Source organism: Stenotrophomonas sp. 89682_Sma (genome assembly GCF_056481405.1).
Map to the genome: position 1 here is coordinate 1,535,944 of NZ_CM151147.1, position 21,626 is coordinate 1,557,569.

The 21,626-nt window shown below is 67.5% G+C and carries 18 protein-coding genes; 6 read left to right on the top strand and 12 right to left on the bottom strand.

Annotated features, from left to right (window positions below; translation table 11 throughout):
• Positions 1-2 precede the first annotated feature (2 nt).
• Together ACZK29_RS07080 and ACZK29_RS07085 are read left to right on the top strand one after the other, a co-directional pair.
• Positions 3-806, top strand: a complete 804-nt coding sequence (locus ACZK29_RS07080; protein WP_111204174.1) for a CoA pyrophosphatase — start codon at positions 3-5, stop codon at positions 804-806.
• Positions 803-1,705 carry a sulfurtransferase gene (locus ACZK29_RS07085; RefSeq protein WP_478446840.1) on the top strand — a complete coding sequence of 301 codons (903 nt, stop codon included), beginning with the start codon at positions 803-805 and terminating at the stop codon, positions 1,703-1,705. Before ACZK29_RS07080 ends, ACZK29_RS07085 begins: the two co-directional genes overlap by 4 nt.
• A gap of 315 nt (positions 1,706-2,020) precedes the next feature.
• On the opposite strand, the gene ACZK29_RS07090 is transcribed toward ACZK29_RS07085, so the two are convergent.
• Positions 2,021-2,587, bottom strand: a complete 567-nt coding sequence (locus ACZK29_RS07090; RefSeq protein WP_478446841.1) for an N-acetylmuramoyl-L-alanine amidase — start codon at positions 2,585-2,587, stop codon at positions 2,021-2,023.
• Between the two features lie 72 nt (positions 2,588-2,659).
• Between ACZK29_RS07090 and ACZK29_RS07095 the strand changes: the two genes are divergently transcribed.
• Together ACZK29_RS07095 and rlmKL are read left to right on the top strand one after the other, a co-directional pair.
• The gene (locus ACZK29_RS07095; RefSeq protein WP_459047497.1) at positions 2,660-3,187 is read left to right on the top strand and encodes a hypothetical protein; all 528 of its coding nucleotides are present in this window, start codon (positions 2,660-2,662) and stop codon (positions 3,185-3,187) included.
• A gap of 145 nt (positions 3,188-3,332) precedes the next feature.
• Complete coding sequence (rlmKL, locus tag ACZK29_RS07100) at positions 3,333-5,471, top strand: bifunctional 23S rRNA (guanine(2069)-N(7))-methyltransferase RlmK/23S rRNA (guanine(2445)-N(2))-methyltransferase RlmL (RefSeq protein ID WP_249844542.1); 2,139 nt, start codon at positions 3,333-3,335, stop codon at positions 5,469-5,471.
• Between the two features lie 121 nt (positions 5,472-5,592).
• Here the strand turns inward: rlmKL and ACZK29_RS07105 are convergent, their stop codons facing one another.
• The 7 genes from ACZK29_RS07105 to aptA all read right to left on the bottom strand — a co-directional run bounded on the left by ACZK29_RS07105 (position 5,593) and on the right by aptA (position 14,134).
• Positions 5,593-5,922, bottom strand: coding sequence for a DUF3325 domain-containing protein (locus ACZK29_RS07105; RefSeq protein WP_478446842.1), 330 nt, complete (start codon positions 5,920-5,922; stop codon positions 5,593-5,595).
• Entirely contained in the window at positions 5,919-7,547 is a 1,629-nt protein-coding gene (locus ACZK29_RS07110; protein WP_478446843.1) for a PepSY-associated TM helix domain-containing protein, read from the bottom strand. Before ACZK29_RS07110 ends, ACZK29_RS07105 begins: the two co-directional genes overlap by 4 nt.
• Positions 7,544-7,858, bottom strand: coding sequence for a DUF3649 domain-containing protein (locus ACZK29_RS07115; RefSeq protein ID WP_459047501.1), 315 nt, complete (start codon positions 7,856-7,858; stop codon positions 7,544-7,546). Before ACZK29_RS07115 ends, ACZK29_RS07110 begins: the two co-directional genes overlap by 4 nt.
• 106 nt (positions 7,859-7,964) lie before the next feature.
• Positions 7,965-10,163 (bottom strand): TonB-dependent siderophore receptor, encoded by a 2,199-nt coding sequence (locus tag ACZK29_RS07120; protein WP_478446844.1) that lies wholly within the window; start codon positions 10,161-10,163, stop codon positions 7,965-7,967.
• A gap of 271 nt (positions 10,164-10,434) precedes the next feature.
• Positions 10,435-11,721: a DUF445 domain-containing protein gene (locus ACZK29_RS07125; protein ID WP_459047503.1), complete on the bottom strand. Its 1,287-nt coding sequence runs from the start codon at positions 11,719-11,721 to the stop codon at positions 10,435-10,437.
• Positions 11,722-11,839: 118 nt separating this feature from the next.
• Positions 11,840-12,718: a ParB N-terminal domain-containing protein gene (locus ACZK29_RS07130; RefSeq protein WP_111204411.1), complete on the bottom strand. Its 879-nt coding sequence runs from the start codon at positions 12,716-12,718 to the stop codon at positions 11,840-11,842.
• A gap of 63 nt (positions 12,719-12,781) precedes the next feature.
• Positions 12,782-14,134, bottom strand: coding sequence for an omega-aminotransferase AptA (gene aptA / locus ACZK29_RS07135; protein WP_111204410.1), 1,353 nt, complete (start codon positions 14,132-14,134; stop codon positions 12,782-12,784).
• Positions 14,135-14,237: 103 nt separating this feature from the next.
• Here aptA and ACZK29_RS07140 point away from each other — a divergent pair, with 103 nt between their 5' ends.
• Positions 14,238-15,734, top strand: coding sequence for an aldehyde dehydrogenase (locus tag ACZK29_RS07140; protein WP_111204409.1), 1,497 nt, complete (start codon positions 14,238-14,240; stop codon positions 15,732-15,734).
• A gap of 170 nt (positions 15,735-15,904) precedes the next feature.
• Here ACZK29_RS07140 and ACZK29_RS07145 read toward each other — a convergent pair whose 3' ends face one another.
• Complete coding sequence (locus tag ACZK29_RS07145) at positions 15,905-16,546, bottom strand: hypothetical protein (protein WP_111204408.1); 642 nt, start codon at positions 16,544-16,546, stop codon at positions 15,905-15,907.
• A 147-nt stretch (positions 16,547-16,693) separates the two neighbouring features.
• On the opposite strand from ACZK29_RS07145, the gene ACZK29_RS07150 reads away from it, so the two are divergent.
• Positions 16,694-17,995 carry an MFS transporter gene (locus ACZK29_RS07150; protein WP_111204407.1) on the top strand — a complete coding sequence of 434 codons (1,302 nt, stop codon included), beginning with the start codon at positions 16,694-16,696 and terminating at the stop codon, positions 17,993-17,995.
• Here the strand turns inward: ACZK29_RS07150 and ACZK29_RS07155 are convergent.
• From ACZK29_RS07155 to ACZK29_RS07165, 3 genes are all read right to left on the bottom strand, one after another.
• Complete coding sequence (locus ACZK29_RS07155; RefSeq protein ID WP_004151683.1) at positions 17,976-18,437, bottom strand: bacteriohemerythrin; 462 nt, start codon at positions 18,435-18,437, stop codon at positions 17,976-17,978. The genes ACZK29_RS07150 and ACZK29_RS07155 overlap by 20 nt on opposite strands.
• Positions 18,438-18,522: 85 nt before the next feature.
• Complete coding sequence (locus tag ACZK29_RS07160) at positions 18,523-19,866, bottom strand: diguanylate cyclase (protein ID WP_106550344.1); 1,344 nt, start codon at positions 19,864-19,866, stop codon at positions 18,523-18,525.
• Positions 19,867-19,962: 96 nt separating this feature from the next.
• Positions 19,963-21,516, bottom strand: coding sequence for an MASE1 domain-containing protein (locus tag ACZK29_RS07165; RefSeq protein ID WP_459047634.1), 1,554 nt, complete (start codon positions 21,514-21,516; stop codon positions 19,963-19,965).
• Positions 21,517-21,626 lie beyond the last annotated feature (110 nt).

Below are 21,626 nucleotides of genomic sequence, written 5' to 3' on the forward strand. Positions count from 1 at the left end.
CAATGGAAGAAACGGCGCGTGTTGTCGCAAGTCCCTGCATCGGAGTGTGCACGCTGGATCCGCACCGGCAGTGCAGCGGGTGCGGGCGGCATATCGACGAAATCGCGCGGTGGTCGTCGATGAGCAATGACGAACGCAACCGCATCCTGCACCGCGTGCAACCGCTGCGCGCGCAGCTTCAGCAGTCACTGCGCGGCTCGCTGGCCGACCACGAACGGCTGATGCGCGCGCTGCACCCGCTGGCCGAACCGCCGGTTGGTGATGGCTGGAACCGCAGCGAACTGATTGACCTGCTGCCGCCCGGGCCTCCGGTGGAAGCGGCGGTGCTGGCCGGCATCGTGCCACGCGCCAATGGCGCGCAGGTGATTCTCACCCGTCGCACCGAAACCCTGCGCCAGCACGGCGGCCAGGTCGGCTTCCCGGGTGGCCGCACCGAACCCGATGACCGCGACGCGCTGGCGGCGGCCCTGCGCGAGAGTCAGGAAGAAATCGCACTGGCGCCCGGGCAGGTGCAGGCGCTGGGGTATCTCGATCCCTTCGTGACGATCACCGGCTACCGGGTCACCCCGGTGGTGGCGGTGGTCGATCCGGACTTCGTGCCGGTGCCGCAGCCCAGCGAAGTGGCCGAGGTGTTCGAGGTGCCGCTGGACTACCTGATGGCGGCGGACAACCTGCGCCAGGTCGAAATCAACCATCGCGGCCGCATCCGCCACGTCCTTGAGTACGGCTGGCCCGGCCAGCGCATCTGGGGAGCGACCGCGGCCATTCTCTACAACCTGCGTCGTCGCCTGGAGCAAGTGCAATGAACCCGATCGATCCGCCGTGGACCACCCTGGTCGATGTCGCCACCCTGGCTGCCGCGTTGGGCGAAGGCATCCGCGTGGTCGACGCACGCGCCACCGCCAGCACTGCGGTGCGGGTGGTCGATGCGCGCTCCTCGCTGGCCGACCCGCAGGCGGGAAGCAGCCAGTATCTGGCAGGTCATATCCCGGGTGCGGTGTATGCCGATCTGAATCGTGACCTGTCTGATCTGTCGCGCGTCGGCCATGGTCGCCATCCACTGCCGGACAGCGATGCCTTGGCCGCAAAGCTGGGGCAGTGGGGCATCGACGCCGACACCCAGGTGGTGGTCTACGACGGCAGCGACGGCAGCATGGCCGCCTCGCGCCTGTGGTGGCTGCTGCGCCTGATTGGTCACAGCAAAGTCGCCGTGCTCGACGGCGGCATCGCGGCCTGGCAGGCCGCCGGTCACACGCTGGAAAGCGGCCAGGCTGAAGTGACAGCGCTGCCCGCCTACCCGGGCCGCTTCGACACCACCCAGATCGCCAACGCCGATGAAATCACCGCGCGCCTGAAACATGCACCGGGCTGGTTGGTCGACGCACGCGCGGGCGAACGTTTCCGCGGCGAAGTGGAGCCCCTCGACCCTGTTGCCGGCCACGTGCCGGGCGCGGTCAATCGGCCGTTCGCGTTGAACGTGCTCGATGGCCGACTGCGCGACGCACAGGAACTGCGCGCCGAACTGCAGGGCGTGATCGGCAACCGCGATCCAGAACAGGTGGTGCTGATGTGTGGCTCTGGCGTGACCGCCTGCCACCTGCTGCTGGCGATGGAAAGCGCAGGACTGAGCGGTGCGCGCATCTATGCCGACTCCTGGAGCGGCTGGGTCAGCGACAGCAGCCGCCCGGTCGCCACCGGCGCCTGACTCTATCGTCTCGATTTCCACGCAAAGGGCAGTCGAGCTACAAAAGCCCGTTCCGATCGCTTCAACGTCCATCCACGCATGGCGTGGATGAACCGTGTCGACCAAGGTCGACACCTACCAACAGCGGCGGAGATCTGTCGAAGGCGGGGTGGGGCCGGTTGCGAGGGTGTCCGCGGCATGGATGCCGCGGCCAAGCCCCCATGGATGGGTTTACGGCGTCCCTCGCAACCGGACCCACCCCGCCATCCCACGGAATGCTGCTGTTGCACTTGCTTCGGCCGTTGCTTCTGCGGGTGCAGGGCGCAGCCCTGCCGCTTACCCAACAGGCTGCAACGGCACCTTCGCCAGCACCCGCGCCCACGGGAACAGCGGCCCCGGGTCACGCTTGCGCGCCACCCTCAGCGCCGGATCATCACTGGCCGGCACCTGTTCCCGATCCAGCTGGTCATGCCCGGCAATCCGCCGCAGCGACGGATAGCGCGCCACCAGCGCCAGCAGCAGCGCCTCCAGCGCCACCAGCTGCGCCTCGGTGTAGGCCTCGTCCATCGCCTGGTGGCGGCTGTCGAACCAGTGCGGATAGCGTCCGGTATTGACCAGTTCGATGCCCAGCGTATGCGCGTTCATGCCGCGCACGTGGTGGGCCACCCGCTCCGGCGCCACGTACTGCGCCACGGTGCCATCGCGGTCGATGTAGAAATGCCCGCTGTTGCCGGCGCCGCTGTCGTACAGCACGCGCTCGCCGTACTCCCGGGCCATGGCCAGATCGGGCAGCTCGGTGCAGTGGATCACCACCATCTCCAACGTGGCCGGGTCGCGCAGCGGCAGGCGGTCTTCGTAGGGCAGGGGCTGCAACAGCAGGCCGGGCAGGAGCGGGTTGGGCATCCGGCGATGCTAGCATTGCGGCATGAACCTGCCTTCCCTTTCCTTGTCGAACCGCGCGCACGGAGCCTGCGCGTGAGCCGCGGCCACTGCATCCTGTCCCACGGCTTCGAGAGCGGCCCGGAAGCGACCAAGGTCACCGCGCTGGCCGAGGTGGCCCAGCGCCTGGGCTGGACCCACGAGCGCCCCGACTACACCGACCTGGACGCGATGAGCGAGGTCAGCCGGGTAGGCGACGTGCCGACCCGCTTGCGCCGCCTGGTCGAGCGCGCCGCCATCGCCGCCCGGCAGGGCCCGGTGGTGCTGGCCGGCTCGAGCCTGGGCGCCTATATCTCCGCCATCGCCTCGCTGCAGGTGCCGGTGGCCGGCCTGTTCCTGATGGTGCCGCCGACCACCATGGGCCCGATGCCGGCGCTGGATGCCGCCGCGGTGCCGACCACGGTGGTACAGGCCTGGCATGACGATGTGGTCCCGGCCGCCGGGGTCATCGCCTGGGCGCAGGCGCGCGCCGCGCAGCTGCTGCTGGTCGACGATGGGCACCGCCTGGAACGCCATGTGGAGGCCTCCGCGCAGGCCTTCGAGCGCCTGCTGCGGCAACTGTGAAGCCCGGGCGCACGGCGCGCCCGCCCGCTTTGACTACAATGGCAGCCCCGCCGCCCCCGGCGCGGGCCTGCCGGCCGTGCTTGCGGCCCTCCTTTCCGACCGGCCCGGCCCTTGTGCCGCGCCCGACCACCTGCGAACCGATCCCGTGAAATTCTTCGTCTCCTGTGCCAAGGGCCTGGAATACCTGCTTGCCGATGAACTGTCGGCCCTGGGCCTTGGCAAGGCCACTGCCACCATTGCCGGCGTCAATGCCGAGGGCGAACTGGAGCAGGCGCTGCGGATCGTGATGTGGTCGCGTCTGGCCAGCCGCGTGCTGTGGCCGATCGACGAGTTCGACTGTCCGGACGAACAGGCCCTGTACGACGGCGTGCGTGCGCTGCCGTGGCACGAGCACATCAAGCCGGAGATGACCCTGGCGGTGGATGCGCACGTGTCCGGCGACAAGATCACCCACGCGCGTTTCGCCGCGCAGCGGATCAAGGACGCCATCGTCGACCGCATGCGCGATGAAGGCCTGGAGCGTCCCTCGGTCAACACCGATCTGCCTGATGTGCGCGTGAATCTGTCGCTGCGCAAGGGCCGCGCCTCGTTGTCGATCGACCTCGGTGGCGGCCCGCTGCATCGCCGTGGCTGGCGTGGCGCCGCCCACGAGGCACCGCTGAAGGAAAACCTGGCCGCCGCGCTGCTGCTGCGCGCGCAATGGCCGCGCCTGCATGCCGCCGGTGGTGGCCTGCTGGACCCGATGTGCGGCAGCGGCACGCTGCTGATCGAAGGCGCGCTGATGGCCGCCGATGTCGCCCCCGGCCTGATGCGCCATGGCAGCCTGCCGCCGAGCCGCTGGCTGGGCTTCGACAAGGCCGCCTGGAAGGCGATCCAGAGCGAAGCGCGTGACCGCGAGGCGGCCGGCCTGGCCGCGCTGAAGCCGGTCATCCACGGCAGTGACATCGACCCGACCGCGATCCAGGCGGCACGCGAGAATGCGGAAGTGGCGGGCGTCGCCCATGCGATCCGCTTCACCCGTGCCGACGTGGCCGACCTGGCTGCGCCCGAACAGGAGATCGGCGCGGTGGTCTGCAACCCGCCGTACGACGAACGCCTGGCCGCCGATCCGGCGCTGTACCGCGCGCTGGGCAATGCCCTGCAGAAGGCCGTGCCGCAGTGGCGCGCCAGCCTGCTGTGCGGCAACGACGAACTGGCCTTCGCCACCGGCCTGCGCGCCGGCAAGAAGTACCAGATGTTCAACGGCGCACTGGAATGCGCGCTGATCGTCTGCGACCCGATCGCCGTGCCGGGCCGCGATCCGGCGCAGCCGCGCGAGTTGAGCGAAGGTGCGCAGATGGTGGCCAACCGCCTGCGCAAGAACCTGAAGAAGTTCAAGAGCTGGCGCGCCCGCGAAGACATCACCTGCTTCCGCGCCTATGACGCCGACCTGCCGGAATACGCGGCCGCCATTGACGTCTACGAGGAAGATGGTGGCAAGCGCCGCACCTTCCTGCATGTGCAGGAGTACGCCGCACCGGCGGCGATTCCGGAGAACGACGTGCGCCGCCGTCGTAACGAACTGCTGGCCGCCGCGCGTGAAGTGTTCGGCGTGCCGCCGGAGCAGGTCTCGATGAAGTCGCGAGAGCGCGGCAAGGGCGGCAGCAAGTACGGCCGTTTCGAGCAGCGTGATGAGTTCATCGTGGTGCGCGAGAACAACGCGCTGCTGCAGGTGAACCTGTTCGACTACCTCGATACCGGCCTGTTCCTCGACCACCGCCCGCTGCGCCGGATGATGGCCGAGCAGGTGCGTGGCAAGCGCTTCCTCAACCTGTTCTGCTATACGGGCGTGGCCAGCGTGCAGGCCGCCGTGGCCGGTGCCGCCAGCACCACCAGCGTCGATCTGTCGGCTACCTACCTTCAGTGGTGCTACGACAACCTGGCCTTGAACGGGCAGGGCGGCAACCAGCACCTGCTGGTGCAGGCCGATGCGATGGCATGGCTGGAAGCGGACCGTGGCCAGTACGATGTGATCTTCTGCGATCCGCCGACCTTCTCCAACTCCGCGCGCGCCGACGATTTCGACGTGCAGCGTGAGCAGCTGAAGCTGCTGCGTGCGGCGGTGGCACGATTGGCGCCCGGCGGTGTGCTGTACTTCTCCAACAACTTCCGCCGCTTCAAGCTGGAAGAGAACGCCATCGCCGAGTTCGCCCAGTGCCGCGAGATCACCGCGCGCACCATCGGCCCGGACTTCGAGCGCAACGCGCGCATCCACCGCGCGTGGGAACTGAAGCGGTTGGGGTGATTCCAGCCGAAAGGGGATGCCGGCCAGCGGCCGGCACTACCCACGTGCGCGCAGAACGGTAGCGCCGGGCCATGCCCGGCGAGCGTGGGTCCGGTAGATCCACGCCATGCGTGGATGGCGGTTACAGCAACGCCACCACCAGCCCCAGCACCGGCAGCGCGATCGCCAGCGGCGCGATCCACGTTGGCCGATACGGGTACAACCCGAACGACAGCACCACGCCACCCACGGTCATCGCACCCAGCCACAGCACCGGGCCCATCGCCCAGCCGTGGTCGGCCACGCACAGTGCGAAGGCCACTGTCAGCAGCACCCAGCCCAGTACCCGCCACTGCATCCGCCGTGCCGGTGCAGCAGCGGCCTTGCCATGCAGGTCGTGCTGGTGCTTTTCCATCCCCAGCGACAGGGCGGTGAACGCAGAGAACGACAGCGTCAGAGCCAGCAGCATCATGCGCTGGCCTCCGCTTCGGCCGCTTCGACGGATGCCTTCGGCGCTGCTGCGGCAGCCGCGCGCTTCTTCTTCTCGGCCGCACTCAGCGGAGGCGTCCAGCGCTGCATGCGCCAGCCGCACATCGCCAGCATCGCGCCGAAGGCAATCATCGACAGATCAACGCCGGCCAACACCCAGTCACCGTTGCGCAGGGTGACGCCGAGGTGGGCATGCGTGGTCAGCGCGTTGACCACCGGCACCAGCGCGAACGCGGCCGCGCCCAGGTACAGCTGCCACGCCCACATCATCCGCTTGGGCCAGATGAAGGCGGCCAGCAGCGCCGCGCCCCAGGCGTAGAAGAACACGTTGGCCTCGGCGCTGGAGCGCTCGGCGATGTCCAGCGGCAGCAGGCGGTTGCCCCAGAAGTAGGCCGCGAAGGCAATCGGCAGGCCGGCTACGGTGCCGATGTTCAGCGCATCGACCAAGCGCAGGCCGAAGCCGGTGCGTCCACTCTTGGCATGCTTCGGCCGTTCCTTCACCGCCCACAGCACCACGCCGCTGGCCACCATCAGGCAGCCGACCAGGCCGGACAGGAAGAACAACGCGCGCAGGCCCCAGTCGGCAAAGCGTGCCAGATGCAGGCCGTACAGCACGCCGCGGGTGGCGGTGGCGCCACCGGAAGGCGGTGTTTCTTCCAGCAGCGCACCGCTGACCATGTTGTAGCGCACGGCCGGGGTGTCGGTGGACAGTCGCTTGCCGTCGCGCTGGCGTATGTCGATCACCGCATTGGCCGCGCCCGGGTTGGACACGGTGAAGCCGGCCACTTCCACGCCGTGCCAATGCGCGCGTGCGCTGTCCAGCAGCTGTGCGATCGGCAGCGGGGTGGCGCGTCCTTCGGCCGGCGCGGTCACCTCTGGCATGCCGCCGAAGGCCTCGAAGAAGAATTTGTCCTCGTCCTGCGGATAGGCCACCTTCACGCCCCAAGGCAGGTACATGATCATCAGGGTGACGATGCCGGTGTAGGTGATCATCGCGTGGTACGGCAGCGCCATCACTGCGCTGACGTTGTGGAAATCCAGCCAGGAACGCAGGCCCTTGTCCTTGCGGAAGGTGAAGAAGTCCTTGAAGATTTTCTTGTGGGTGATGACGCCGGTGATGATCGCCACCAGCATGAACATCGCGCAGAAGCCGACCAGATAGCGCGCCCACAGCACCGGGATGTAGTGCAGGTCGAAGTGCAGCCGGTAGAAGAAGTCGCCGCCGCGGGTCTCGCGCGCCTCCAATGCCTGGCCGGTGTTCGGGTCCAGCGTGGCGTCGCCAAAGCCACCGCGGCGGCCACGGCTGGGGTCGGCCAGCTCCGGTGGCAACCGCCAGAACATCTGCATGGCCGGGTTGCGCGGCTGCGGCAGCGTGACGAACCAGTTCCCGGCCTGGCTGGCATTGGCCTGCAGGTAGTCCACCGCGCGCTGCGCGGCCACATCGATGTTGACCTTGTTGGCCGGCAGCTCCGGGCGCATCCAGCGGCTGATTTCCTCGCGGTAATAGCTGGCTGTGCCCGCCATGAAGATCAGCAGCAGCAACCAGCCGACCAGCAGCCCGGTCCAGGTATGCAGCCAGGCCATCGATTGGCGGAATCCGTTCTTCATGCCCAGGCCCCCATCAGGCGCGAAATGCCTGCCATCAGCAGGGCCGGGGCGAGGATGCCCACCCAGGCGCGCAGTGCGCTGCGGGTGGCGAATGCCCACAGGGCGGCACAGGCGGCGACCAGGATCGCCAGCAGCATGCCGGTCAGCACGGTCTGGCCGCGCGCGCCGGGCAGCGCCACCGCGCAGAACACGCTGGTCACCGAGGCCAGCGCATAGCCGCCGAAGATCGCGGCCAACGAACGTGACAGCACGCCCCAGCGCGGGTTGGAGAAAAAGGTGCGGGGGCTGGCGGTTGCGGGCGAGCGGTCCACGGCGTTCCTGCAGGTTTCAGTGGAAGAGGGCCGGCGCACCGCAGTGCGCCGGAGGAGGCCATCCCTGGCCTGGCACCGGTCGCAGAACCGGTGCCATCCATCAGGGTCAGAGCTTCCAGCGCAGCGTCACGGTGACATTGCGTGGTTCGCCCCAGTACACGCCGTTGTAGAAACCGACGTTGTTGAAATACTTCTTGTCCAGCAGGTTGTTGATGTTCAGCTGGGCGCTGAAGTTCTCGTTGAAGCGGTAGCCGCCGGCGAGGTTGACCAGGTAGAACGCGTCCTGGGTGATCCTGGCCTTGCTGCGGTCGGGTTTGGTGCTGGTGTTCCAGATGCTGCTCTGCCAGGTCACGCCACCACCCAGCCAGAAGCGGCCGTCGACACCGCCAGGGCGCCAGCTGGTGTTGAGCCGGAAGGTATCCTGTGGGGCTGTGGTCCGCTGCAGCACGCCGTCCTTGTTGCGGATGACGGTGTGGGCGAAACCGGCCGAGACGTTCCACTGCTCGCCGATGCTGCCCTGGGTTTCGATCTCCCAGCCCTTGACCTTGTTGCCCTTGCCAGTGGAGCGGTAGGCCTGGCTGCCGTCGGGCAGCGAGTTCACCGGCACCGAATCATCGATCTCGGCGACGTTGTTCTGCTTGCCCTCGAACACGGCGGCCGAGGCATTGAGCAGGCCGCCGAAGAACTCGGCCTTGACGCCTGCTTCGTACATGTTGCCGACCACCGGCTCCAGGTAGTTGCCATTGCGGTCGCGGTAGTTCTGCGGCTTGAAGATGTCGGTGTAGCTGACATAACCGCTGAAGATCGAATTGAAGTCGTAGACCAGGCCGGCATACGGGGTGAGCATGTCGTCCGGCCTGTAGCCGGTGCGGGTAGTGCGGTTGCGGCTGCCATTGACATCGTAGCCGTAGGCCCAGCTGCGGGTTTCCCAGCTGCCGTAGCGTGCGCCGACCACCGCCAGCAGCGGGTCGGCCAGGCGCAGCCGCGCGGCAACGTAGGCTGCGCGCTGGCGCAGTTCATTCTGCGAAGACAGCCTGCCCAGGCGGGTCACCGGCAGCACCGGCACATTGCCGGTCCAGTGGCGCCAGTCCGGCACCACGGCATAGGCATCGTCGTAGTCGAAGTCCATGCCTTCCGACTCGCCCTTGCGCACCGACTGGCCCAGGCCGAACACCAGTTCATGCTCGCGACCGAACAGTTGGAACGGACCACCGACGTTGACGTCGAACACGTCCATCGTGCTGTGCTCGTTGAAGTGCGAGATGTAGGCGGTGACGCCGGTTCCATCGGCACGCGGATTGCCGGCGGCGCCGTACCAGACGCTGCCGTCGGTATCACGCACGGCGTGGCTGATATTGCCCTTCACCGACCAGCCGTTGCCGAGCTGCTGCTCCAGCCGCGCGAAGCTGGTCTTCTCCACGATCGGCCAGGCGCTCCACGAGGCCGACAGGTTGGTCGAGCGAGGCAGGTTGGCTGGCGTGCCATCGGCACCCCAGTACGGCACCACGCCCCAGGTCACGCCGGTGGTGCGGGGCGACTGGTATTCGTAGCCCACTTCGAACAGCGTGTTGTCGCTCAGGTCGGCCTGCACGATGCCGTAGAACACATCCTTGTCGAGCGAATAGACATCACGGAATGAATCGCTCTGCTGCTTGGCCGCGACCACGCGCGCACGGATGCGGCCGTCCCAGGCAACCGGACCACCGAGATCGGCTTCCAGGCGGCGGTTGCCCCAGCGTCCCGCGGTGAGGTTGGCGCCCATCTGGAAGGTGTCAGTGGGGCGCTTGCGGATCATGCTGATGGTGCCGGAGGGATCGCCGGCGCCGGTGGTCAGGCCGGTGGCGCCACGGATCACCTCGATACGCTCGTAGATCACGCTGTCGGTGTTGGTCTTGACCGAGCCACCGAACGTGTTGAGCATGCCGTCGATCTGGAAATTGTCGATGGTGTAGCCGCGCGAAACATAGTTGATGCGCTCGCTGTCGGTGACCGACACGCTGACGCCGGTCACCTGGCCCATCACGTCCGACAGCGAGAACAGGCCCATGTCGTCCAGGCGCTGGCGGGTGATCACGGTCACCGACTGCGGCGTCTCGCGCAACGACAGGTCCAGCCTGGTCGCGCTGCGCGCGTTCTTCACCGTGTAGCTGTTCGGAATCTCGCCATCGGCGGTCACCTTCACGGTGTCCAGCGTGCGCGCGGAAGATTCAGCGGTGCCGTCGGCGTGTGCCAGCGGAGCGATCATCAGTGCGGTCACGGCCAGGGCCAGCAGAGAGGGACGAGGGTGGTTGAGCGGCATTGCCATCGGTGCGATTCCATGCAGGACGAAACAGGCGATGGAATGCGCAGACGCAGCAACCGCGCGCTCCGCGCACGTCGCCCAGCGAGTCCCATCGACGGTGCGCCACCCGCGCAGTGCGGGCGACCCGGTAGTCGGGGGATGTACACGGGCGAAGGGGCGGGTGGGTGCGTGCTTCCGTGCCCCGCTTGGCTAAGCGTACAACCGATTAGCAAATGATAGGCATTCGCATTTCGTTAATCAAGCGTGACGGCACCCGCTCCCGTGCAGGGAGGCTTCAGAAGTGGAAAAGGACCGTCGCAGCGTGCAGCAGCAGGCCGATCAGCCCGCCGACCAGGGTGCCGTTGAAGCGGATGAACTGCAGGTCACGGCCCACGCTCAGTTCCAGCTGTTCGACCAGGTGCCGCTCGTCCCAGCCCTTCACGGTCTGCGCGATATGCGTGGTGACGCCCTCGCGCAGGCGCCCGGTCAGGCGCTGCGCACCTTCCATCAGATGCTGGTTCAGTGCCTCGCGCAGCGCCGGGTCGGCCTGCAGGCTGGCACCGAGCGAACCCAGGCTGCGCTGCAGGTGGCCGACCAGCGCCGAATCCTCGCGCTGTAGGTCCGCCCGCAGGCTGGCGTGGATGCGCGCCCACAGCCCCTGCACGTACTCCTGCAGGGCCGGGTGGTCGATCATTTCCTGCTTGAGCTGCTCGATGCGCTCGGCCAGCGCCGGATCCTCGCGCAGGCGCTGCACGTAGTTCTGCAACCAGGTCTCGTAGTCCTGGCGCAGCGGATGCTGCGGCTCGGCCAGCACCTGCTGCAGCTCTTCCAGCACCGCGCGGGCCAGGCGTTCGGCCAGGCTGTCGCCGATCTCGTCGATCGGCTTGACCCAGTTCACCGTGCTCGACAGCGTCGGCCATTCGCGCTGGATGTAGCGCACGATCAGCTGCGAGGCGCGTTCCTTCACCTCCGGCTGTTCCAGCCAGCGGCCCAGCCGCTGCAGGCCCTCGTCCAGCACGCGTTGATGGCGACCATCGGCGGTCAGCAGGGCCAGCAGTTCACCGGCAGTGGCAGCGGCATTCCACTGCCGCAACTGCTGCACCACGAAGCCGTGCAGCTGCCGGCGCACGGCGGTTTCGTCGAAGAAATCCAGCGCCTGCAGCGCCCAGCCGCGAGCCATGTCGGCCAGCATGCGCGAGCGTGCCGGGTCGGCCAGCCAGCTACCGAGGCGGCTGGCCGGATCGAACACCTGCAGCTTGGCCAGCAGCACACCTGGCTCCAGGAACTGGTCGCGCACGAACAGCGCCAGGCTGTCGCCGATGCGCTCCTTGCTGCGCGGGATGATCGCGGTGTGCGGAATCGGCAGGCCCATCGGCCGCCGGAACAGCGCGACCACGGCGAACCAGTCGGCCAGCGCGCCCACGGCTGCGGCTTCGCAGAAGGCCGAAACCCAGGCCCAGATGCCGCGTTCGCCCTGCCAGTGGCTGACCGCGAAACCGGCCAGCATCAGCAGCAGCAGGCCCAGCGCGAGGGCTTTCAGGCGCCGCAGCTGAGCGCGGCGCGGATCGATGGCAGGCGTCATGCCGGAAGTCTAACCGCCACCGAATGAGCGTCGGGTAGTGCCGGCCGCTGGCCGGCATCTGCAGTTCACCCGATACGTTCATGGGGTTGCCGGCCAGCGGCCGGCACTACCCAAGGGGTCAGAGCGCTTCCAGCTGCTTGCGCAGCGCGGCCAGCTGCGCGCGCAGGGTGTCGTTCTCGCGGGTCAGGGCGACCACGCGACGGCGCAGGGCCGGTGCATCCTCGCCCAGCTGTTCCAGTGCGGACAGCACTTCGGCATCGCGGCTGGCGATCTCGTCCTCATCCGCCTCCTCGAAATCCATCTCGGCCGGTTCAGGCTTCGGCGCGCGCGGCTTGCGCTTGGACTCGCGCACGCGCTTGGCGGCCTGCTTCAGCTCGTCCTTGCCACCGGCGGCGGCGGCGCGCTGTTCTTCTTCAGGCAGGTCGGCCACGGCCGCGGCGGCGCTGATCGAGATCATGCCGGCCTTCACCGCTTCCACCACCTCGGCCGCGGCCTGGGCGTGGATGCGTTCGATCATGCCGACCTGGCTGGTGCTCAGCTTGGCCTCGCGGGCCAGCTCGGCGCGGCTGACCTTCGGTGCCGGCTCCCACGGCGGGCTGTCTTCACCGCCTTCATCGGCCATCTCTGCCGTGCCATCGCTCTCGCGCTGCAGCTGGGCCTGCTCGACCTGCTTGCGGGCGGCCAGGATGTCGCGCTTGCGCAGCGCCAGCACGCCGCGCTGGAAGTCGGACACGCTACGGCGCCCCAGGTGCTGCTCGATCATCCACAGGTGCACGTCTTCCATGCTCTGGAAGCGGGTGTTCTGCACGGTGTTGAACGGCAGGCCGTGCTTCTGGCAGATGCCGAAGCGGTTATGGCCATCGACCAGCACGTCACCCCACAGTACCAGTGCATCGCGGCAGCCTTCGGCCAGGATGCTGCGCTCCAGCGCGTCATGTTCGTCCGGGGTCAGTGGGTCGATATAGGCCTTGAGTTCTTCTTTGACGACGATATCCATGGGCACGGCAACGAGCAGGAGCGGAACCGACCATTGTACCCGCTCGCCGCCGCCGGCCCGGGCTCAGGCCGTGGCCCGGATCATCTCACCCAGCGTGCCGGTGATCTGGTCGATCTGCGCCTTGTCCACGATCAGCGGCGGTGACAGCGCGATGATGTCACCGGTGCAGCGCACCAGCAGCCGGCCATCGTGGAAGCAGCGCCGGAACACCTCGTAGCCGCGGCTGCCGGGCATGTCCCGGCGTGGCGCCAGCTCGACCGCCCCGACCAGCCCGAAGTTGCGGATGTCGATCACGTTGGGCAGGCCCTGCAGCGCATGCAGCCGTTCCTGCCAGTATTCGCCCAGTTCGATGGCCCGCTCGAACAGGCGCTCCTCGGCGTAGACCTCCAGAGTGGCCAGCGCGGCCGCACAGGCCAGCGGGTGACCAGAGTAGGTATAGCCGTGGAACAGCTCGATGGCCTGCGGTGGCGCCTGCATCAACGTAGCGTGCACCGCATCGCTGGCCAGCACGCCGCCCAGCGGCACCGCGCCGTTGCTGACCGCCTTGGCGAAGGTCAGCAGGTCGGGGGTGACCCCGAAGCGCTGTGCGGCGAAGGGCATGCCGACCCTGCCGAAGCCGGTGATGACCTCATCGAACACCAGCAGGATGCCGTGGTGATCGCACAGCTCGCGCAGGCGCTGCAGGTAGCCCGGCGCCGGCAGGATGACCCCGGCGGACCCAGCGATGGGCTCGACGAAGACCGCCGCGATGGTCGAGGCGTCATGCAGCGCGATCAGCCGCTCCAGGTCGTCGGCCAGTTCAGCGCCCTGGCGCGGCAGGCCCCTGCTGAATGCATTGCGCTGCAGGTCCAGGGTGTGGCGCAGGTAGTCCACGCCGCCCAGCTGCAGGCCGAACGCCCTGCGGTTGTTGGGCAAGCCGCCTAGTGCCATGCCGCCGAAGCCGACGCCGTGGTAGGCCTTCTCGCGGCTGATGAAGCGCGTGCGCTGGCCCTCGCCGCGCTGGCGGTGGTAGGCCAGCACGATCTTCATCGCGGTATCCACCGCCTCCGAGCCGGAGCTGGTGAAGAACACATGGTTCAGGGGCGTTGGTGCCAATGCGGCCAGCCGCTGCGCCAGCGCGAATGCCGGCGGCGAGCCCATCTGGAAGGCGGGCGAGTAGTCGAGCGTATGCGCCTGCTCGACGATGGCCTCGACGATGCGCGGCCGCGCGTGGCCGGCGTTGCAGCACCACAGGCCGGCGGTACCGTCGAGGATCTGGCGGCCGTCGACATCCTCGTAGTGCATGCCCTGGGCACGCACCAGCACACGCGGCGCCGCCTTGTACTGGCGGTTGGAGGTGAACGGCATCCAGTACGCCTCCAGTGATTCCGGGCGCTGGGTAGCAAGGTCGTGCAGGTCGCTTCCGGGACGCTTCATGCCAGCTCCGTCGGGTCCGATGGGGGAAATGTAGCGCAGCCACGTCACGGTGAAGTCGCGGTCGCGCCGGTATAACCGGGGAAACTGTTCCGTGGAGCCCGACATGGCCGACTTTCCCCACCGCAGCCACTGGCAGGCGTTGTCGCAGCAGCTTTCGATGCCCGGCCAGGCCTTCATCGATGGCCGCTACACCGACGCCGCCAGCGGCGCCCGCTTCGACTGCATCAGCCCCATCGATGGCCGTGTGCTCGCGGCGGTCGCCGACTGCGATGCACAGGACGTGGAGCGCGCAGTGCTGGCGGCGCGGCGTGCCTTCGATGCGGGCCACTGGTCGCAGGCCAGCCCGGCGCATCGCAAGCGCGTGTTGCTGGCGCTGGCCGCGCTGGTGGAGAAGCACGCCGATGAGCTGGCGCTGCTGGAAACCCTGGATATGGGCAAGCCGGTGCGCGACGCACGCCGTATCGACCTGCCCGGCGTGGTGCGCTGCCTGGCCTGGACCGCCGAAGCGGTGGACAAGCTGTACGGGGAAATCGCGCCGACCGGCCCACACGAGCTGGGGCTGGTCACGCGCGAGCCTGCCGGCGTGGTGGCGGCGGTCGTGCCATGGAATTTCCCGTTGCTGATGGCCTGCTGGAAGATCGCGCCGGCACTGGCGATGGGCAATTCGGTGGTCCTCAAGCCGTCCGAGCGTTCGCCCCTGTCGGCGTTGCGGCTGGCGGCGCTGGCGGCCGAGGCGGGCCTGCCGGACGGAGTGCTGAACGTGCTGCCCGGCCATGGTGCGCGCGTGGGCGAGCCCTTGGCACTGCATATGGACGTGGACGTGCTGGCCTTCACCGGTTCCACCGCCACCGGCGCGAAGCTGCTGGAGCATGCGGGACGGTCCAACCTCAAGCGGGTCTGGCTGGAATGCGGTGGCAAGAGCCCACACCTGGTGTTCGCCGATGCGCCGGACCTGGACGCAGCGGCCAAGGCCGTGGCGCAGGGCATCTTCTTCAACCAGGGCGAAGTCTGCACCGCCGGCTCGCGGCTGCTGGTGCAGCGCTCGATCCGTGAGGACTTCGTGCACCAGGTGATTGCCTATGGCCAGCACATGCAGCCCCGCCATCCACTGGAGGCCGATGCACCGATGGGTGCGCTGGTCGACGCCGCGCACGTGGACAAGGTGCTGGCCGATATCGCCCGTGCCGAAGGCGAGGGCGCTCGTCTGCTGATGGGGGGCCATCGGGCCGAGGTGGAGGCCGGCGGCTGCTACGTGCAGCCCACGGTGTTCGACCAGGTGCGTCCGGATCACGCCTTGGCACGCGAGGAAGTGTTCGGGCCAGTGCTGGCCGTGCTTGGTTTCGACGACGAGGCCGAAGCGGTGCGCGTGGCCAATGACAGCCGCTATGGATTGGCGGCGGGCCTGTGGACGCGTGACCTGGGCCGCGCCCATCGTGTCGCACGCCAGCTGCGCGCCGGCAGCGTCTGGGTGAACGGCTGGGACGGTGGTGACATGACGGCCCCGTTCGGTGGCTACAAGCAATCCGGCAACGGCCGGGACAAATCGCTGCACGCCTTCGGCAAGTACAGCGAAATCAAGGCCACCTGGATCCAGTTGTAACGACGCGCCTGCCTAGCGCTTTTCGTAGAGCCGAGCCCACGCTCGGCTGCTGTTTGCTCTTAGTAGAGTCGAGCCATGCTCGACTGCACTTCGCGAGATGCAGCCGAGCATGGCTCGGCGCTACAGAATGCTAGAAGCCGTCGAGCAAGCTCGACGCCACAGTAATGCGACTACCGGCAACGCGCGCTCACCTGCAACACCGCCGCACGCAGCATGTCGCGGTCGGCTTCTTCGACGGCGTTCTGGAAATAGTCCATGTCCTGCTTGCCCAGCTCGCACGGGTCGACGATGTAGCCCGGTGGCCACAAACCCAGCAGTTGCGCGACGCCATGCACGATCTGCTCGGGGGTCATCTGCCGACGGATCCGGAAGTAGTTGCGGCGCGCCGCGAATGCCGGGTGTATCTCGCGGCGACCAATAAGGCGCGGAGCGACACCCGCAGCGCTTATGCCGTCACCACCGTCGATGCTGCCCGCAGGCAGACTCAGGATCAGTGGCGCCACCGCAGCCGCGTTCTCCGCGGCAGGCTGGGCGCTGTCTGCCTGCGCAACCGGGGCAGGGCGGGGCATCACCGATGCGGCCGGACGCGTCAATTGTGCAGAGGGCAAGGTGGGCTGCTTGGCTACCGGCGTCGGCAGTTCCGGTGGCAGCCAACGCAGCAAGATCCGTGGGCCGTCGTCGCTGCGCAGTTCGATCCGGCCGCTGTCCAGCAGCCACAGAGCAAGCCCGCCATGCACCAGCAGTACCACCAGCCACGCCGCCATGCGCGGCAGCTTCGGCGAATCGGACCACGACAGCGCGACTGCAGTCATCGGCAAAGCATCCATGCAGGGACCGGTGGCGCAGCCTAGCGGGTGGCCCGAAAAATTCCGTTGGCATCGGTGTCGGCTGAAACCATCGCCCCGTGCGGCCATCGGCCCGTGGCAGAATCGGGCGATCCGCCGTTACCCGTGTTGCCGATGTCGACGATCACCGCTGCCGCGCCGTCCGTGAATTCCCCCAGTCGAGTCCTGCTGGCCAGCCTGATCGGCACCACCATCGAATTCTTCGATTTCTACATCTACGCCACGGCAGCAGTGCTGGTATTCCCGCACCTTTTCTTCCCGGACAGCAGCGAGCAGGCGGCCCTGCTGCAGTCACTGGCGACCTTCGCGGTGGCGTTCATCGCCCGGCCGGTCGGCTCGGCAGTGTTCGGCCACTTCGGTGACCGTATCGGCCGCAAGGCCACGCTGGTGGCCGCGCTGCTGACCATGGGCCTGTCCACGGTGCTGATCGGCCTGTTGCCCACCCATGCACAGATTGGCCTGTGGGCCCCCGGGTTGCTGGCGCTGTGCCGCTTCGGCCAAGGGCTGGGGCTGGGCGGCGAATGGGGTGGGGCGGTGCTGCTGGCCACCGAGAATGCGCCACCGGGCAAGCGCGCCTGGTACGGCATGTTCCCGCAGCTGGGCGCGCCCATCGGTTTCCTGCTGTCGGCCGGCATCTTCCTGGTGCTGGGCCGCTGCCTGAGCCAGGACGACTTCCTGCAGTGGGGCTGGCGCATTCCGTTCGTGGCCAGCGCGCTGCTGGTGGGTCTGGGACTGTGGGTGCGGCTGAACATCCACGAGACGCCCGATTTCAAGAAGGCGCTGGAGCGCAAGGCGCCGGTGCGGCTGCCGATGTGGACGGTGCTGCGTGACCATCCAGTGCCGATGCTGTTGGGTACGCTGGGCGCGTTCGCCACCTTCGTGCTGTTCTACCTGATGACGGTGTTCAGCCTCGGCCACGGCACTGCGGTGCTGGGCTACAGCCGCGAGCAGTTCCTGCTGATGCAGATGGCCGGCATGCTGTTCTTCGCGCTGGGCATCCCGCTGTCGGCGCGCTATGGCGACCGCTGGGGCACGCGTCGCACCATGATCGTCGCCAGCGTGCTGATCATCGGCTTCGGCGTACTGTTCGCGCCGTTGTTCCAGCCGCACAGCCCATGGCTGGTCACCGCCTTCCTGTGCCTGGGCCTGTTCCTGATGGGCCTGACCTATGGCCCCTGCGGCACCTTCCTGGCCGAGATCTACCCGGTGGAGGTCCGCTACACCGGCGCTTCGCTGTCATTCAACCTGGCCGGCATCCTCGGTGCGGCACCGGCCCCGTATCTGGCGACCTGGCTGGCCGAGCGCTTCGGCCTGGTCGCGGTGGGTTACTACCTGTGCCTGACCGCGGTTGCCACCCTGTGCGCGCTGGTGGCACTGCACCGGCGCGCGCTGCGGCTCAACCAAAGAAGCGCTTGAGCGTGCGACCCAGCCAGCCACCGCCCTGGTGTTCGCGGGCGAACTGGTTCAGGTGCGCCTTGACCTGTTCGGCATAGGCCTGGTCATCACCACGGATGTGGTTGAACAGCCAGCGCGAAAGCATGGTGCGCAGTTCGTCGCTGATGTCCTCGCCGGCCTGGAAGCGCATGCGGTACTCCGATACCCGCTTGATGAAGACCTCATGCACGCGCTTGTGCGCGGCACAGAACGGGTAGCCCGCTTCTTCCATCAGCTCTTCCTCGAACGCGAAGTGCGACATGGTGTAGTCCACCACTTCGTCGATCACTTCACCCACCGCGGCACGCTGCATGCTGGCCTGGGCCACGTGCAGGTGGTTGAGCATTTCGATGATGCGGCGGTGTTGTTGGTCGATCACATCGATGCCGATGTTCAGATCGTCCTGCCAGACCAGTAGTGCCATCCCCGGCTCCCCTTCATGCGTATGTCGGGGCCGACTGTAGAGCCGCCCTGCGCGGGCGGCGTTGATCTGGATCAAAGCGTGCCGGTCAGGGCAGCGCCGGCTCGCGTGGGCGCAGCGGGCTGGCCACCGTGGTGCAGCTGACCCGGTTGCGGCCACCGGCCTTGGCCAGGTACAGCTGGCGGTCGGCTTCGGATATCAGCCGGTGCAGTGCATCGCGCTGCGGGCGCAGGCAGCACAGGCCGATGCTGACGGTCATGCGCAGGGTTGCAGTGCCGATGTCGACCTCCAGCGCGGCGATGCGCTGGCGCAGTTCCTCGAAGTACAGCAGTGCCTCGTCCTGCTCCATGTCAGGTACCAGAAGGCAGAACTCCTCGCCACCGAAGCGTGCGATCAGGTCCTGGCTGCGCGCGTGCGCGGCCACCGCGCTGGCCACAGCGCGCAACGCATCGTCGCCGGCTTCGTGGCCATGGGTGTCGTTGATGTGCTTGAAGTGGTCGATGTCGATCATCGCCACCGCCACGCACTGCCCGTGCAGCTGCAGTTGCGGCAGCTGGCGCTGGCTCTGCTCGAGGAAGCAGCGCCGGTTGGGCAGCCCGGTGAGGAAGTCGCGGGTGGCCAGGTCCTGCAGGGTGCCGATCAGCTCCAGCTGGTCCACATTCTGCGAGACCCGGCAGAAGAATTCCTCGCGCGAGAACGGCTTGCGCAGGAAATCGTTGGCGCCGTTCTTCAGGAAGCGCGGGATCAACGACGCATCGGTATTGCCGGAGATGCCGATCACCGCCACCTTGTCGCGCGAGCGCAGGGTGCGCAGGCGGCGGGTGAACTCCACGCCCTGCATGCCCGGCATCTCCTGGTCGACCACCGCCAGGCGGATCGCAGGATGCGCTTCGATCGCCGCCAGGCCCTCGTTGCCGTCGGCCGCTTCGTGCACCTCATGGCCATACATGCGCAGCAGGGCGGCGGCATAGCCACGTGCAGAGGGCGAATCATCCACCACCAGCGCGGCGATGCGGCGGTTGCGTTCCAGCCGCTGTACCAGCCACACCAGGTAATCGATGCTGCCGGGCGTGTTCTTCAGCACATAGTCGATGATCTGCTGCTGCAGCACGCGCTTGCGCAGGTCCTCGTCGTAGACGCCGCTGACCACCACGGTGGGCAGGTTGCGCTTGAGGAAGAACTCGACCACCGCGTCGCGGTCGCCATCGGCCAGCACCAGCCCGGTCAGTACCAGGAACCAGCCGCCACCTTCGTTCAGCAGGCGGTCGGCCTCGGCCAGGGTGGAGGCGATCACCACCGGCAGCTCCAGGCGCTGCTCGATGGCCTCGCGCAGCATGCCGGTGAAAGCACGGGAGTTTTCGACCAGCAGGATCCGCTGCGGCAGCGGATCGGCCAGGTCGCCATCGACGGCGGCCTGCGGCAGGACGGGCATGATGCGGTGGCTCACGAGGGAGGGGCTCGGCACGGATAACGGCGGTTTCGGCTGCAACTTTAGCTGCGAACGCTGCGCGCCGGGCGGGATTGCGTGTCAGGCCGCCGCGGGCGACGCGTGGGTGATTGGTTCATGCAGGACCAGTCGCAGCCGATTGCCCCGACAGTGGACTGCTCCGCCGTAGGCAAGCATCCGCCCGGCCAGGCGCTCGATGGCCTGGTGGGTGGTTCGCGTGGACAGCGTGCAGCCACGGTCGAGCAGGCTCACCACAGCAACAATGCCGCGACGTTTGCCTGCCCGACCACTTCGGGCACGCACGCATACCTGGCCGGTCTCCAGCTCCAGCAGAAGTGAAACCGCCTCGATCAGCGAGCGATAGATGGCCAGTTGCAGATCCACGGTCAGCAGGCAGGGATTGCCCGCCAGCCTGGGCGGAATGACGCGATGCGTGTTGTTCCAGATTTCGCATGCACCGCCGGCTTGCAGCGCGATGTAGAGCCCGACCTGTTCCAGTCCAGTGGGATAGACCAGGCTGGCCTGTTCACGGAACAGGCGTGAATGCACCGACGACGCGTGCTGCAGGCTGTTTGCGACCGCATGGTGGCCTTGGGACTTCAGCCAGCTGACCATCTCGCTGAGCGAACTGTCCATGCCCTCGCCCAGGTGTTTCAGGTGGACGGCCCGTTCACGCAGCTCACGCTCGCTGGTCTGATGCGAGCCGCGTGCCAGGCGCAGTGTGGTTGCCTCGGCCAGGCCGCGGGACCGGGCGCGCTGATGGTGGTAGCTGATGCTGGAACCGAGTGCCAGCAGTGCGACACTCATCACCGCCATGTTCTGTTGGGTGGCGAACGTGCCCAGGTCGAATGAGGAAGGCAGGCCGGTGCTGGGCGTTGCACCGTGCAGGGGGAGGTTCAACAACGGAATCGCGATGGCCGCACCGCGCCACCCATGCATGAAGGTCAGGGCGATGGCGGGCAGGGCGGCCAGCAGCACCATGTGTGTGCGCGTCGTGTGGGCGCCGGCGCTAGTCAATTGCATGCACAGGCCCAGCACCAGCATCACCAGGATCGCCGAGGCGGTAGGGGCGACGAAACGGTCGGTCCAACCGGGATCGGCCTGCCGTCGCGCCCAGAGGAATGCCAACGGCACCAGGGTGATGATGGCGGCGAAGTGGCCAAAGATCGTCCGGTCGACCGCGTCCAGCAGATTGCTGGGTGGTGGGTTCGACCATAGGACATATGAAATGCCCAGGTTGAGACCCGGGACGAACAGTGCCGTGCAGAAGGACAGTGACAGCAGCCAGAGACCGGTAGCTGCTTCGGACGGCATTCTCATCCGATGCAGGTAGACCACCAGCATCGCCATCGGCATCAGCAGTGTCGAAGCCAGGATGACCCAGTCCAGGCCATAGGTGTCGATCATGGGGATGCGCAGCGTTGCGAAGTACGCGTACTCGCCCAGCAGCAGGTAGGGCCACAGGCGGGTCGGTACGATCAGCAGTGCCGCTGCACGGATGCCCGCCGGCAGGAAGAACTGATCCAGCGAGAACTGACGCGAACCGAGGCAGCTCAGCGCATAGACGGCCGCGAGGGCGATCCCGGCTGGCCGGATACGGAAGCTCAGTTCAACTGCCTTTTTGAATCGGTCCAAACCCGAGCCTCCCTCGCTCGTGACATGGCGGCGGGCGTGCGGGTTGCTTGAACGCGCCATGACGCGCCATTGGATGACAGTATCGATAGAAGCATGGGGGCGCAATTGCA

Excerpts from the sequence above, each read along its gene's own strand:
- ACZK29_RS07120 (WP_478446844.1), bottom strand. The coding sequence starts at position 10,163 with ATGGCAATGCCGCTCAACCACCCTCGTCCCTCTCTGCTGGCCCTGGCC.
- ACZK29_RS07080 (WP_111204174.1), top strand. The coding sequence starts at position 3 with ATGGAAGAAACGGCGCGTGTTGTCGCAAGTCCCTGCATCGGAGTGTGC.
- ACZK29_RS07150 (WP_111204407.1), top strand. The coding sequence starts at position 16,694 with ATGTCGACGATCACCGCTGCCGCGCCGTCCGTGAATTCCCCCAGTCGA.
- ACZK29_RS07125 (WP_459047503.1), bottom strand. The coding sequence starts at position 11,721 with ATGACGCCTGCCATCGATCCGCGCCGCGCTCAGCTGCGGCGCCTGAAA.
- ACZK29_RS07140 (WP_111204409.1), top strand. The coding sequence starts at position 14,238 with ATGGCCGACTTTCCCCACCGCAGCCACTGGCAGGCGTTGTCGCAGCAG.
- aptA (WP_111204410.1), bottom strand. The coding sequence starts at position 14,134 with ATGAAGCGTCCCGGAAGCGACCTGCACGACCTTGCTACCCAGCGCCCG.
- ACZK29_RS07090 (WP_478446841.1), bottom strand. The coding sequence starts at position 2,587 with ATGCCCAACCCGCTCCTGCCCGGCCTGCTGTTGCAGCCCCTGCCCTAC.
- ACZK29_RS07105 (WP_478446842.1), bottom strand. The coding sequence starts at position 5,922 with ATGATGCTGCTGGCTCTGACGCTGTCGTTCTCTGCGTTCACCGCCCTG.
- ACZK29_RS07130 (WP_111204411.1), bottom strand. The coding sequence starts at position 12,718 with ATGGATATCGTCGTCAAAGAAGAACTCAAGGCCTATATCGACCCACTG.
- ACZK29_RS07155 (WP_004151683.1), bottom strand. The coding sequence starts at position 18,437 with ATGGCACTACTGGTCTGGCAGGACGATCTGAACATCGGCATCGATGTG.
- ACZK29_RS07085 (WP_478446840.1), top strand. The coding sequence starts at position 803 with ATGAACCCGATCGATCCGCCGTGGACCACCCTGGTCGATGTCGCCACC.
- ACZK29_RS07160 (WP_106550344.1), bottom strand. The coding sequence starts at position 19,866 with ATGCCCGTCCTGCCGCAGGCCGCCGTCGATGGCGACCTGGCCGATCCG.
- ACZK29_RS07110 (WP_478446843.1), bottom strand. The coding sequence starts at position 7,547 with ATGAAGAACGGATTCCGCCAATCGATGGCCTGGCTGCATACCTGGACC.
- ACZK29_RS07145 (WP_111204408.1), bottom strand. The coding sequence starts at position 16,546 with ATGACTGCAGTCGCGCTGTCGTGGTCCGATTCGCCGAAGCTGCCGCGC.